Here is a 13,588-nt window from a genome sequence, read left to right as displayed (position 1 = left end):
ACGCCGCTTTTTGACTATATTCAGGACTGACGTGATGCAAAAGGAGCGGAGTAGGGATGAGCAGAACCCGTAAAACGTTGGTTATCATCACAGGAACGATACTATTGCTGATCGTTCTTTTCTTTATCGTGCTGGCCACCTTTGACTGGAACCGGCTGAAGCCGACGATCAATCAGAAAGTGTCCGCCGAACTTAACCGCCCGTTCGCCATCCGCGGCGATCTCGGCGTGGTCTGGGAACGGCAGCCGGACGAGCGCGGCTGGCGCAGCTGGATCCCGTGGCCCCACGTACACGCGGAGGATATCGTGCTGGGCAACCCGCCGGCCATTCCCCAGGTGACCATGATCCATCTGCCGCGGGTGGAGGCGACCCTTGCCCCGCTGGCGCTGCTGAGCAAAACGGTGTACCTGCCGTGGATCAAGCTGGAGCAGCCCGACGTACGGTTGATCCGCCTGGCGGAAGACAACAATAACTGGACCTTTCAGCTGGCGGGCGATAAGCGTACTCCGGGCGACAGCGCGCCCTCCAGCTGGTCCTTTCGCCTCGATAATATTCTCTTTGATCGCGGGACTATCGCCATTGACGACAAGATCACCCGCAGCGATATCACCATCCTCGTCGATCCCCTAGGCAAACCGCTGCCGTTCAGCGAAGTGACCGGCACAAAAGATAGCCATAGCGCGGCGAAACCAGGCGACTATGTCTTTGGTCTGTCGCTGAAGGGCCGCTACAAGGGCCAGCCGGTCACCGGCAACGGGAAAATCGGCGGCATGCTGGCCCTGCGCAGCGCAAGCGCCCCCTTCCCATTGCAGGGCGACTTCCACTCCGGTAACACCCGGGTAGCGTTCAGCGGCACGGTCAGCGACCCGCTCAACGTCGGCGGCATTGACCTGCGGCTAAAATTCGCCGGCGACTCGCTGCGCGATCTCTACGACCTGACCGGCGTGCTGCTGCCGGAGACGCCGTCATTCTCCACCGACGGCCGCCTGCGCGCCGACTTTACGCAAAAAAACCGCATGCGCTTTAACTATCAGAATTTTAACGGCCGAATCGGCGATAGCGACATTCATGGCTCCCTGACCTACACCACCGGCAAGCCGCGGCCGAAACTCAGCGGCGATATGGAGTCGAAGCAGCTGCGTCTGGCGGACCTCGGGCCATTAATCGGCGTCGATTCCGGCAAAGGGACGAAGAAAAGCGCTTCGCGCCAGGCGGGGGACCGGCCGCAGCCGGCGGGTAAAGTGCTGCCGGCGGACCGCTTTGAAACCGACAAGTGGCAGGTGATGGATGCCGATGTGCGCTTTAAGGGCCGGAGAATTGAGCACGGCGGCACCCTGCCGATCAGCGATCTGTCGACCCATGTGATTCTGGAGGATGGTGACCTGCGCCTGCAGCCGGTGCGCTTTGGCCTGGCCAACGGGTCGATTGCCGGCAGCGTACACCTGCAGGGCGATAAAAAGCCGCTGCAGGGTGAGGCCAATCTGCAGGCGCGACGCCTGAAGCTGAAGGCGCTGATGCCAAACGTCGAGATGATGCAGAAAACCCTCGGCGAGATGAATGGCGACGTCCAGCTGCGCGGCAGCGGCAACTCGGTGGCGGCCCTGCTCGGCAACAGCAACGGTAACCTGAAGCTGCTGATGAACGACGGACTGATCAGTCGCAACCTGATGGAAATCCTCGGTCTTAACGTCGGTAACTACCTGATCGGCCAGATTTTTGGCGATGAGGAGGTTCGGGTAAACTGCGCCGCGGCCAATATCGACGTAACCAATGGCGTCGCCCGGCCGCAGATTTTTGCCTTCGATACAGAAAACGCGCTGATCAATGTGACCGGGACCGCCAGCTTCGCCTCCGAGCAGCTGGACCTGACCATCGATCCGGAAAGCAAAGGCTTTCGGGTAATCACCCTGCGTTCCCCGCTGTATGTCCGGGGCACCTTTAAATCGCCGCAGGCGGGGGTGAAGGCCGGGCCGCTGATTGTCCGCGGCGCGGTAGCGGCGGCGCTGGCAACCCTGGTGACGCCGGCCGCCGCGCTGCTGGCGCTGATCTCCCCGGCGGAGGGCGATAGCAACCAGTGTCGGACCATTTTGTCGCAGATGAAAAAGTAGAGGAGAGCCCTGACGCCGGGGGCGTCAGGGCGAAGGATCACAACGACTGGTGGCGGGTCTCGTGGGTCAGCAGCAGGGCGATCAGCGTCAGCGCCGCCATCGCCGCCAGATAGGTGCCGACCGCCGCGAGACCGTAGTTACCCTGCAGCCAGGCGGCAATGTACGGCGCGACCGAAGCGCCGAGGATCGACGACACGTTATAGGAGAACGACGCGCCGGTGTAGCGCACTTCCGTCGGGAACAGCTCCGGGAGCAGCGCGCCCATCGGGCCAAAGGTCAATCCCATCAGGCTTAAGCCCAGCAGCAGGAAGGCGAAGACCAGCAGCGGATTGCCGGAGCCCAGCAGCGGTTTAAAGGCGAACAGGGCGAACAAAATAATCATCGTGGTGATGATAATCATGCTCTTGCGACGACCAAAAGCGTCCGCCAGCAGGCCGGCGACAGGCACCATTACGCCAAAGCCAATCACCGCCATCATCAGCATCCACAGCACTTCGTTACGCGGCAGACCCAGGCCATTCGGCGCCGCGCCGGTGCTGAAGGTCATCGAGTAGACGGTCATGATGTAGAACAGGGTATAGGTGGCCAGCATGATGAAGGTGCCCAGCACCGTCACCCGGACGTGTTTGGTCAACAGGGTACCCAGCGGGATTTTGACCTGTTTTTTCGCCGCCGCTACTTTGGCGAAGACCGGGGTCTCATGCAGCGAGACGCGAACATACAGACCGATGATCACCAGCACCGCGGAGAAGATAAACGGCACGCGCCAGCCCCACTCCATAAACTGCTGGTCGGTCAGCAGCCAGGAGAGCAGCAGGAAGGTGCCGTTGGCGAAGAAGAAGCCGATCGGCGCGCCCAGCTGTGGGAAGGAGCCGTACAGGGCGCGCTTGCGCGCCGGGGCGTTTTCCGTAGCCAGCAGCGCTGCGCCGCCCCATTCCCCGCCGAGGCCAAGGCCCTGACCGAAACGCGCCAGCGCCAGCAGCATCGGCGCGACAATGCCAATGCTTTCATAGCCGGGCAGCAGGCCGATCACCACGGTGGAGATCCCCATGGTTAACAGCGAGGCCACGAGGGTGACCTTCCGGCCGACGCGATCGCCGAAGTGGCCAAACAGCGCGGAGCCGATCGGCCGGGCGACGAAGGCGATGGCGAAGGTGGCCAGCGACTGCAGGGTGGCCGCAGCGGCATCGCCCTGCGGGAAAAAGATATGCGGGAAGACGATGACCGCGGCGGTGGCATAGATGTAGAAGTCGAAAAACTCAATGGCGGTGCCAATGAGCGAGGCGACAACAACCTTGTTGCGTGAGTTGACCGGGGCGGTTTCCTGCGTGTTTTCGAGAGTGGTGGCTGTGGCTTGCATAGATCTTTCTTATTTTTGCGCGAACGAAAAGCCATATAGCCACAGCCACAGGGACATTTCAATCTGTAACAAACGCGGGAAATGGGCAAAAAAGAGGCAAAAAGCGGATAATTTTTACACCAGTAAAAATAGTTCTATGAAATGCTTCACACAATTAAAAAGATAGAGAATAAAACCAGTTTTGAGTTAAATAAAAGTTACATGCTGGATTTATCTGCTGAAATCAAGCGCGAGGATGAATTTTGCCTCTTTTATTCATCCTCGCAATACCTCAGCGGTGGGTTTTGCCCGGCATCCGCCGGTCGTCTTTATACTCCGCGGTGGCGATCCACGCGGCGCAGAATAGCGTCAGGCGGGCGAAGAAATAGAAAAAGGCCATCAGCCCCAGCACCGATCCGAACGCCGCCCCGGAGGGGGATTTCACCAGCGCCGGCAGCGTCCAGGTCATGACGATTTTTATGATTTCAAAGCCAATCGCCGCGATAAGCGTGCCGCGAAACAGGGCCTTGCGCCGCGGACGATGGCGCGGCAGGCGCCAGAAAATCCAGAAAAAGAGCAGATAGTTGGCAAAAATCGAGATGGCGAGGCCGATTAGCCGCCAGGCGGGTTTCAGCCATTCAATGTTGTCGAGATACAGCGCGGAGATAATCATCTGCTGGGCGGAGCCGGCGACGGAGGTGATCGACAGCGTAATAATCAGCGCCACCAGCAGACCGATCAGCGAGATAAGATCGCGGAAGTACTTTACCCAGATTTTCTCCTCGTCCTGCGGCCGGCGCTCCCAGACGTCGCGCGATTGAGCGCGGATCGCTTCGCGCAGGTTGCCCATCCAGTTAATACCGGAATAGAGGGCGACCAGCAGGCCGACCAGACCGACGGCGGTGCGCTGTTGCACCGCGGTGTTGATGGTGTTTTTCAACGTTGCCGCCAGCGTTGGGTCGCTGACGTTTTGCAGAATTTTGTCGAAAATGTCCTGCAGCAGGGTTGGGTGCCAGGCCAGCACGAAGCCGGCGGCGGCAAAGGAGACCATCAGGATCGGGATCATCGACAGGAACGAGAAATAGGTGATAGCTGCCCCAAACTGATTGCCGAGCCGGTCATTGAAGCGCTCTGCGGCGCGCAACAGATGGGCGATCACCGGGTTGCGCTGCACTTTGGCCGCCGTTCCGGTGACGGTCTTCAGCGCCTGGCTGGCTTTTTGCCCGACGGCGGTGTCATTAAGGGCCTCGAGCGTGCTTTTGCTTTTCTCCGGCTGCGTATCCGGTTCCTGTGGCGGGCGTCGATCGTCGTTTTCCGGCGTCATACGTAATTTCTTCCTTTTTTACAGCGAGATTCAGCAAAAAGTATACCTTAAATGCCGTATCCTGCAGGAATGCCTCTCCCCGCCGCCCGTTTTCCAGCCGCGCCGCTCAATCGACATACGCTTTCATCAGTCCGCCCAGCCACTCCATAAACAGATTTACCCGGCGGGAGAGATTGCGCCGGTGCGGGTAGATCAGCGAGACCGGCAGCGGCTCGGCGCGGTACTGGGGCAGGATCTCAATCAGGTCGCCGGCGCGTAACGCCTCGCGCACGCCGGTGCGTGGCACCTGAATAATCCCCAGCCCGGCGATACAGGCTGCCTGATAGGTTTCCGTACTGTTGACCGTCAATATGCCGCCGGTTTTTACCCAGCGCACCGCGCCGTCGATCATTACCTCAAAGCCGGGGGGACGGACCCCGAGGGTGCTGGCGTAGTGGATCAGGGCATGATCCGCCAGATCCTCCAGGGATTGCGGATAGCCAAAACGCGCCAGATAGTCCGGGCTGGCGCAGTTAATTTGCGTCAGCTTGCCCAGCGGGCGGGCAATCAGCCCTGAGTCTTTGAGCGCGCCGACGCGCACCACGCAGTCAAACCCCTCGCGGATCACGTCCACCAGCCGATCGCTGCTGCTCAGCTCCAGTTCGATGCCCGGATACTGCTGTAAAAAAGTCGGCAGATGCGGGATCACCATTTTTTTAGCAAAACCGACCGGCATATCCACCCGCAGCCGGCCGCTGATGCTCGCCGGATCGTGCTGGAACATGCCGTCCAGTTCGTCGAGGTTGCTCAGCAGATCTTTCGCCCGCTCGTAGTAGACCATCCCATCCTGGGTGAGCTGGACCCGGCGGGTGGTGCGGTGCAGGAGCCGCACGCCAAGATGGCTTTCCAGGGCCTGAATCTGTCGCGAGACGCTACCCTTAGGTAGCGCCAGGGTCTCGGCGGCGCGGGAGAAGCTCTCCAGATCCGCTACGCGAATGAATAACTGCATTGCATGAATTTTATCCATGCCGATCGCCTATTGTTGTTGTTACTGAAACAGTAAAACGCAATATAGCGTATTTATTGTTGCATGAGCAGTTAATAAGCTACAACACAATCACAACGCAACCTGAAAGGGGCTTCTGATGACACAACGTATCGCTTTAGTGACCGGCGGCAGCCGCGGTCTGGGTAAAAACGCCGCGTTGAAGCTGGCGGCAAAGGGAACCGATATTCTTTTGACCTATCACAGCAACCGCCAGGCGGCCCTCGACGTGGTGGCGGAAATAGAGCAAAAAGGGGTCAAAGCGGCAGCATTAGCGCTGAACGTCGGCGATTCCACAACATTTGACGCATTCGCCAGCGAGGTGGCGCAGGTGCTGGCGCAGAAGTGGGGACGCACAACCTTTGATTATTTACTGAACAATGCCGGGATCGGACTCAACGCGCCCTTCGCCGAGACCAGCGAAGCGCAGTTTGACGAGCTGATGAATATCCAGTTCAAAGGGCCGTTTTTCCTGACCCAGCGTCTGCTGCCTCTCCTGCAGGATGGGGGGCGTATCCTCAATGTCTCCAGCGGCCTGGCGCGCTTTGCCCTGCCGGGCTATGCGGCCTACGCCGCGATGAAGGGGGCGATGGAGGTTCTGACCCGCTATCAGGCGAAAGAGCTGGGCGGACGGGGGATATCGGTGAACATCATCGCGCCGGGGGCCATTGAGACCGACTTTGGCGGCGGGGAGGTGCGCGATAACGCCGAGGTGAATCGGCATATCGCCGCCCAGACTGCGCTGGGGCGCGTTGGGCTGCCGGATGATATCGGCGACGCCATCGCCGCCCTGCTCAGCGATGAGCTGGCGTGGATGAACGCGCAGCGTGTGGAAGTCTCGGGCGGGATGTTCCTCTGATCCTGACTGCCCCCAGCCTGTGACCGGCGGTGCGCTACGGCGCATCGCCCTCCCCACGCAGCCGACCGAACAGCCAGTCGTTGTGCCAGCGTCCGTTGAGCCAGTAGTTTTCCCGCAGCTCCCCCTCCAGCCGGAAGCCGGCTTTGAGCAGTAACTGCTTAGACGTCTCGTTGCCGGCGGTGACGCTGGCGGTCAGGCGGCGGACGCCGCCGGTGGTAAAGGCGTAGTCGCACAGCGCGCGCAGCGATTCGTAGCCGTAGCCCCGACCCTGCGCCGCCGGGGCGAAGAGAAAGCCAACCTCGGCAATGTCGCGCTGATGATGCTGGTAACCGGTCAGGCCGAGCGGGGTATGGGTCAGCCTGTCGCGCACCACCAGGCACAGCCAGTGTTCATCCCCGGGCGTCCACGGCGGCAGCCGCGAATCGAACGCCTCGCGGATGGCCGCCTGCGGTCGGGGATCGGCGACGTAGAGCATGACCTGCGGATCCTGCTGCAGGGAAAGAAAAAACGACCAGTCGTCCAGCTGCAGCGGTGAGCAGCGCAGGCGCGGCGTCAGAAGTTCAGGCATAAGCGTCGTTCCGGGCAGGGCGAATCCTCTGAACATAGCAGGAGAAAGCCGCCGGGAACAGCCCGACTAGGTTGGCTCACCGTACAGGCCAATCAGTCGGCGCACCACGCCGTTGGTCCAGCCAAAGCCATCCTGCAGGGGATACTCCCCGCCGCCGCCCTCATGGGGGACGCCGGTGGCAATATGGTATTTTTCAATCAGCTTGTGATGCTGCTTGTAAAAGTGGTTGACCGTCTGCAGCCAGCTCCAGGCAATCTCATCTCCCAGCGGATCCTGGCCGTAACGTTTAAATCCCTGGATCGCCATCCACTGCAGCGGCGCCCAGCCGTTGGGTTTATCCCACTGCTCACCGCTTTCGTATTCGGTGGCCATGATCCCCCCGGGGGTGAGCAGGCGGGCCCGCACCGCATCGGCAAGGCGTTCTGCCTGTTCGTGGGTCGCCAGGCCGACGTAAAGGGTGACGATACTGGCTGCGGAAAACAGCGCCAGCTGTTCACGGCGCCAGTCATAATCGCGGAAACAGCCGTTCTCATCATCCCACAGATAGCGGTTGACCGCCGCCCGCCGATCCTGGGCCTTCTGGCGGAAGGCCGTCTCCGTCTCGCGATCGCCCTTCAGGCCGGAGAGGTTGGCAATGGTCGTCTCCAGCTTGAACAGGAAGGCGTTCAGGTCGATGGGGATAAACTGCGTCGTGCGGATGCTGGCCAGCCGCGTGATATCCCGCAGCCAGCGGCTGGAGTAGTCCCAGCCGGACGCGGCGCCCGCCCGCAGGTCGCGGTATACTTCATTGGCGGGCCGCCCGGAGTGTCGGGCGGTCTCCACGTCTTCGCGCCACGACTCATCCCGCGGCGTGTCACGGTCGTCCCAGTAGCGATTGAGCAGGGAGCCATCCGGCATACGCACCACGTGGCGATACGCCTGGTGCGGGATCAACGACTCGGCCCCGTCCATCCAGAAGGCGTGCTCCATCTTCAGATGGTCCAGATAGCGCTTCGCGCCACGCACACCATCCTCTTCAAAGAGTTCGACCATCAGGGCGAACACCGGCGGCTGCGAGCGGCTGAGGTAGTAGGTGCGGTTGCCGTTCGGAATGTGGCCGTAGGTTTCAATCAGCCAGGCAAAGTTATCGGCCATGCATTTCAGCAAATCTTCCCGGCCGCTCTCCGCCAGCCCCAGCATGGTGAAATAAGAGTCCCAGTAATAGGTTTCGCTAAAGCGACCGCCGGGCACGATGTAGGCCTGCGGCAGCGCCAGTAGCGATGACCACGGGATATGATCCTGAGGCTCGCGGGTCAGCACCGGCCACAGCTTGTCGATGTGTTCTTTCAGGGTCAGGCTGGGGTCGGAGATATAGATGTCGCTCTGGCTCTCCGGCAGCCAGAAGTTGTCCTCAACGAACTGCCGCAGATCGAAGTCGGGCTGGCGTTTGACCTTGCGGTAGTTCCGCAGGATGTCCAGCGGATCGTGTTTCGGTGCGCAGTCGGGGAAGGTTTTGCTGTCCGCGAAAATGCGTGATTTCTGCACGTTGGTAAACAGCTCAAGATAGCGATCCGCCGGGGTGAGGGCATCGGACGCCGGAAGCCCCTCGATCACCTCAGGCTCCGGTTCAGCGTCTATCATCTCATCCAGCTTTAATTCGTACGGATCGGCTTCGTAGCAGGGATCGATGTCGATCCTTAACTCGTCGTCTTCAACGTGGCGTAATTTCTGGCTGAACATAGCGATACGGACCTCCGGATAGCGTGAGTTCGGGGCCGGGCATACCCGGCCTTGTCTATTAAGCGTAGACAGTCGCTTCGGTGAGTGTGAAGCAAACTGTGCGTGAGATCACGCTTTTCCGCCGAGAAGAAAAGCTGCCATTTCAAAGTACGCTGTTGATAAGTAATTAAAAATTGTACATCCTGGCGCAGATGAAATTCGGAGCATTCATTATGCAACAAAATTTTATCCCGGGGCGCTCACTCCCACGCCGCCTCCAGCATCTCCAGCAGCTGTTCGCCGCTCAGGCTGACCGGGTTGGCCTTCATCGATGAGGAGGTGCTGGCGGCCAGCGCCGCCGGTTCCAGCGCATCGCGCGCTACGCCGAGGTCGCGCAGGGTGCCAAGGCCAGCGCGATGGCTCCATTCCCGCAGACTGTCCCAGACCTGATCCACAGGGACGTCCAGCCCGTCGGCCAGCCAGCGGCGGACATCGTTAACGCGCTGGCGCAGGCCAGGGTCGTTGATCTGCGACTCATTGAGCGCCAGGCCAAACGGCAACAAACTGCCGCATAGGGCGCCGTGCGAGGCGCGGCTCAGGCCGCCCAGCGGGCCGGCGAGGCCGTGGATCACCCCCAGCCCGGCGTTCGCCAGCGCCAGTCCGCCGCACAGGCTGACCCAGGCCATCTCGTCGCGGCTGGCCGGACACTCTTGTTCCATCAGGATTTTTAGCGCGCGAATTCCCCGCGGGATCGCCTGCTGGCAGAGAGCATCGGTGAAGGGAGTGGCCCGGCTGCAGAGCCAGGGCTCGATCACCTGGGTCAGGGCGTCGAGGCCGGAGCTCAGGGTGATGCTCCGCGGCGCGTTGTCGGTTAGCGCCGGGTCGACAATCGCCAGGTCAGGCAGCATTCGGTCGTCGCGCAGGCTCACTTTCCGCTGCTGTTCCGGAACGTTGATCACCGCATTTTTGGTGACCTCCGCGCCCGTGCCAGCGGTGGTGGGGATCGCCACGAACGGCAGGGGACTGGCTTCCAGCTGACGGCCCGTTCCCACCACCTCCAGATAGTCGATCACCGGGCCAACGGCGGGGACCAGCGCCGCAATCGCCTTACCGGCGTCAATCACCGCGCCGCCGCCGAGGCTGACCACCGCTCTGATCCCTTTCTCGCGCGCCAGCTGGACGCCCTGCTCGATATCGCTAAGCCAGGGTTCGCGACTTATCGCCAGCGTCGTGACCGCAAGCTGCAGCGCCTCCAGCTGCTGGCGGAGAAACGCCGCCCGCTGCGGGCTGGCGCCATGCACCAGCAGGATTGGGCCGCCCTGTTGCGCCAGCCAGGGGGCGGCGCTCTCGGCCTGACCACGGCCAAAACGAATATTTGCAGGCATCAAAACGGTAAAAGGGGTCAACATGTCGGGTTCCTTTTCGGCAAACAGGCTGGAATCAACTATACACATTATCCAGCGCTCTGCCTTGTTGCTGGCTGGCAATAGAGTAGAGTGAATGAACTGTCTTTTATGGCTGAGGAATCGCTGACGATGCTAACAATTCTGGGTAAACGCTCTTCAATCAATGTACGGAAAGTGTTGTGGACCTGCGAGGAAGCCGGGCTGGCGTACCAGCAGGAAGATTACGGCAGCGGATTTAAGCCCCTGGATACGCCTGAGTTTCAGCGTCTGAATCCTAACAGCCTGGTGCCGGTGTTACTGGACGATGACTTCGTGCTCTGGGAGTCGAACAGTATCTGCCGCTATCTGGCGCGCAAAGCGGAGCGCTGGGATCTGCTGCCCGCCGAGCCGCAGCCCGCCGCCGAGGTGGAGCACTGGATGGACTGGCAGGCGACCGAGTTTAACACTGCCTGGCGCCATGCTTTTATGGGGCTGGTGCGTAAAGATCCGCGCTTTCAGGATCCGGTGGCGATTAAAGAGAGTATTGCCGCCTGGACCCACTGCGTGCGCATTGTTGAAGCGCAGCTGCAGCGTACCGGGGCGTGGGTAGCCGGCGAGCGCTTCACCCTGGCCGATATCGTGCTGGGGCTGTCGGTGCATCGCTGGAAAATGACCCCTTTCGCCCATCCGGAGATGCCAGCCGTGGAGCGCTGGTATATGGCGCTCAATCAGCGCCCGGCGTTTATGCGCCATGGCAATAACGGCGTGGCCTGAGCATAAAAAAAGAAGCCCCTGGGGGCTTCTTTTTATCATCCGGCGATCGCGTCTTAGCGCATGGTGACGAACTCTTCTGCCGCCGTCGGGTGAATGGCGACGGTGTTGTCGAAGTCTTTTTTGGTGGCGCCCATCTTCAGGGCCACCGCAAAGCCCTGCAGCATCTCATCCATCCCGAAGCCGATGCCGTGGATGCCGACAATCTTCTCTTCCGGGCCGACGCACACCAGCTTCATGCGGCACGGCTGACGGTGAGAGGTCACGGCGGTATACATCGCGGTGAAGGAAGATTTGTAGACCTTCACGGCGTCGTCGCCGTACTGCTCGCGCGCCTGCGGCTCGGTCAAGCCGACGGTGCCGATTGGCGGATGGCTGAAGACCACGGTCGGGATGTTGCTGTAGTCCAGATGCTCTTCCGGTTTGTTGTTAAACAGGCGTTCGGAGAGACGTCGGCCTGCGGCCACGGCGACCGGCGTCAGCTCAACGGCGCCGGTATTATCGCCCACCGCGTAGATGCCCGGCACGTTGGTGTTCTGGAATTTATCAACGATGATGTACCCTTTATCGTTGGTTTTAACGCCCGTTGCCGCCAGATTGAAGTTGTCGGTCGCCGGTTCGCGGCCAATCGCCCAGATCAGGCAGTCAACGGTCTGGCTGCGGCCATCTTCCAGCTCCAGCGTCAGGCTGCCGTCGGCATTCTTCACCACCGCTTTCGGGATCGCATTGGTATGCAGCTGCGGGCCTTCGGCGTTCATCACTTCCACCAGGGTCTCAACGATCAGCGGATCGAAGCTGCGCAGCGGCGCGTGTTTACGCACGAACAGGTGGGTTTCGGCGCCGAGGCCGTTAATCACCCCCGCCAGCTCAACGGCGATATAGCCTGCGCCGACCACCGCCACGCGCTTCGGCAGCGCCGGCAGTTCGAAGAAACCGTCGGAATCAATACCGTATTCGACGCCCGGAATATCCGGGTGGCTCGGCCGGCCGCCGGTGGCGATCAGGATATGGTCAGCGGTGATGATCTCGCCGTTGACTTCCACGGTGTGGGCATCGACAAAGCGCGCGAAGCCTTTGATCACGTCGACTTTATTCTTACCCAGTACGTTGTCGTAAGAGGTATGAATACGGTCGATATAGGCGCTACGGCTGGCGACCAGCTTCTCCCAGTCAAAATGGTTGATGGTGGTATCGAAACCGTAGTCCGGGCCGTAAAGATGAATCGCTTCGCGGATCTGCGCCGCATGCCACATCACCTTTTTCGGCACGCAGCCGACGTTGACGCAGGTGCCGCCCAGCTCTTTGGCTTCAATCAGCGCGCACTTCTGGCCGTACATGGCCGCGCGGTTAATTGAGGCGATACCGCCGCTACCGCCGCCGATGGCGAGGTAATCATAATGTTTGCTCATGCCCATATGTCCTTAATCGTTGATTGCCGCGATTGTAGCGCGAGGCTTAAAAGGTTCCACCGATGGTTGCGATTACTCCGGTACGATCCAGCTGACGGTGGCGTGGCCGGTGCCGGTCGGAACCAGTTTGCTGTGCAGCCACGGCAGCACGTTATTCATCTGCTGCTCCAGCTTCCACGGCGGGTTGATGACGATCATCCCGGAGGCGGTCATGCCGCGCTGGTCGCTGTCCGGACGCACCGCCAGCTCAATCTGCAGGATTTTGCGGATGCCGGTGGCTTCTAACTCTTTGATCATGCGTTTGATTTGCGCGCGCAGCACCACCGGGTACCACAGGGCGTAGGTGCCGGTGGCGAAGCGTTTGTAGCCTTCGTTAATCCCGGTGACCACCGCCTGATAGTCGGTTTTAATTTCGTACGGCGGGTCGATCAGAATCAAACCGCGGCGCGATACCGGCGGCAGCTTGGCTTTCAGCTGCTGGTAGCCATCGGCTTTATCGATGCGCGCGCGGCTGTCTTTCTGGAATTCAGCGCGCAGCAGCGGGAAGTCGCTCGGGTGCAGCTCTGTCATCTGCAGGCTGTCCTGCTCGCGCAGCAGCTGGCGGGCAATCAGCGGCGAGCCCGGGTAGTAGCGCAGCTGGCCGTTACGGTTGAAGTGTTCGACTACCGAAATATACGGCTCCAGCTCCGCCGGCAGGTCGTCCTGCTGCCAGATGCGGGCGATGCCTTCAAGATACTCGCCGGTACGTTCGGCGTGCTCGCCGCTCAGCTGATAGCGGCCCGCGCCGGCGTGAGTGTCCAGGTAGAGAAACGGTTTTTCTTTCTCTTTCAGTGATTCAATGATCAGGCTCTGAACGGTGTGTTTGAGGACGTCGGCGTGGTTGCCTGCGTGAAAGCTGTGGCGATAACTGAGCATGGATGCAGAGATTCCGGGAAGTAAACAAGTTAACCGATAGTTTACCGCAGATCGGCCGAGATTACCGCTGCGCCGCCGCGCTGTTTCATTTCTGCCAAAAGCGTTGCAAAACATAACGCTGTCATAAAAACGTCAAACGGCCGCGCTAGCGTCGGATACAGGCAAGGTAATTATTTGAATAAAAGGAA

Annotated in this window: 11 protein-coding genes; 3 read left to right on the top strand and 8 right to left on the bottom strand. The window is 60.5% G+C overall.

The window, feature by feature from the left end; all coding sequences use genetic code 11:
• The first annotated feature begins 56 nt into the window (after positions 1 to 56).
• Positions 57 to 2,108 carry an AsmA family protein gene (locus tag RRF55_RS04960; RefSeq protein WP_004186039.1) on the top strand — a complete coding sequence of 684 codons (2,052 nt, stop codon included), beginning with the start codon at positions 57 to 59 and terminating at the stop codon, positions 2,106 to 2,108.
• Between the two features lie 37 nt (positions 2,109 to 2,145).
• Here the strand turns inward: RRF55_RS04960 and RRF55_RS04955 are convergent, their stop codons facing one another.
• The 3 genes from RRF55_RS04955 to RRF55_RS04945 form a co-directional block, all read right to left on the bottom strand.
• Positions 2,146 to 3,468: an MFS transporter gene (locus RRF55_RS04955; protein ID WP_004150118.1), complete on the bottom strand. Its 1,323-nt coding sequence runs from the start codon at positions 3,466 to 3,468 to the stop codon at positions 2,146 to 2,148.
• Positions 3,469 to 3,739: 271 nt separating this feature from the next.
• Positions 3,740 to 4,771, bottom strand: a complete 1,032-nt coding sequence (yhjD, locus tag RRF55_RS04950; protein WP_002921337.1) for an inner membrane protein YhjD — start codon at positions 4,769 to 4,771, stop codon at positions 3,740 to 3,742.
• A gap of 106 nt (positions 4,772 to 4,877) precedes the next feature.
• Positions 4,878 to 5,777 (bottom strand): LysR family transcriptional regulator, encoded by a 900-nt coding sequence (locus RRF55_RS04945; protein WP_004145179.1) that lies wholly within the window; start codon positions 5,775 to 5,777, stop codon positions 4,878 to 4,880.
• Between the two features lie 118 nt (positions 5,778 to 5,895).
• Between RRF55_RS04945 and RRF55_RS04940 the strand changes: the two genes are divergently transcribed.
• Entirely contained in the window at positions 5,896 to 6,654 is a 759-nt protein-coding gene (locus RRF55_RS04940) for an SDR family NAD(P)-dependent oxidoreductase (RefSeq protein ID WP_002921336.1), read from the top strand.
• Positions 6,655 to 6,688: 34 nt separating this feature from the next.
• On the opposite strand, the gene RRF55_RS04935 is transcribed toward RRF55_RS04940, so the two are convergent.
• From RRF55_RS04935 to RRF55_RS04925, 3 genes are all read right to left on the bottom strand, one after another.
• Entirely contained in the window at positions 6,689 to 7,222 is a 534-nt protein-coding gene (locus RRF55_RS04935) for a GNAT family N-acetyltransferase (protein ID WP_004901185.1), read from the bottom strand.
• A gap of 66 nt (positions 7,223 to 7,288) precedes the next feature.
• Complete coding sequence (locus tag RRF55_RS04930; RefSeq protein ID WP_004150117.1) at positions 7,289 to 8,941, bottom strand: alpha,alpha-trehalase; 1,653 nt, start codon at positions 8,939 to 8,941, stop codon at positions 7,289 to 7,291.
• 239 nt (positions 8,942 to 9,180) lie between these two features.
• Entirely contained in the window at positions 9,181 to 10,329 is a 1,149-nt protein-coding gene (locus tag RRF55_RS04925; RefSeq protein WP_032415782.1) for an iron-containing alcohol dehydrogenase, read from the bottom strand.
• Positions 10,330 to 10,455: 126 nt separating this feature from the next.
• Between RRF55_RS04925 and RRF55_RS04920 the strand changes: the two genes are divergently transcribed.
• Positions 10,456 to 11,079 (top strand): glutathione S-transferase family protein, encoded by a 624-nt coding sequence (locus tag RRF55_RS04920; protein WP_004173953.1) that lies wholly within the window; start codon positions 10,456 to 10,458, stop codon positions 11,077 to 11,079.
• 53 nt (positions 11,080 to 11,132) lie between these two features.
• Here RRF55_RS04920 and gorA read toward each other — a convergent pair whose 3' ends face one another.
• Positions 11,133 to 12,485 (bottom strand): glutathione-disulfide reductase, encoded by a 1,353-nt coding sequence (gorA, locus tag RRF55_RS04915; RefSeq protein WP_002921271.1) that lies wholly within the window; start codon positions 12,483 to 12,485, stop codon positions 11,133 to 11,135.
• A gap of 72 nt (positions 12,486 to 12,557) precedes the next feature.
• The gene (locus RRF55_RS04910) at positions 12,558 to 13,400 is read right to left on the bottom strand and encodes a 23S rRNA (adenine(2030)-N(6))-methyltransferase RlmJ (RefSeq protein ID WP_032415781.1); all 843 of its coding nucleotides are present in this window, start codon (positions 13,398 to 13,400) and stop codon (positions 12,558 to 12,560) included.
• Positions 13,401 to 13,588: the final 188 nt, after the last annotated feature.

Origin of the sequence: Klebsiella sp. K47 (assembly GCF_051858335.1) — a bacterium.
Taxonomy (GTDB): Bacteria; Pseudomonadota; Gammaproteobacteria; order Enterobacterales; family Enterobacteriaceae; genus Klebsiella; species Klebsiella pneumoniae.
This window is presented reverse-complemented; position numbering and strand designations above follow the sequence as displayed.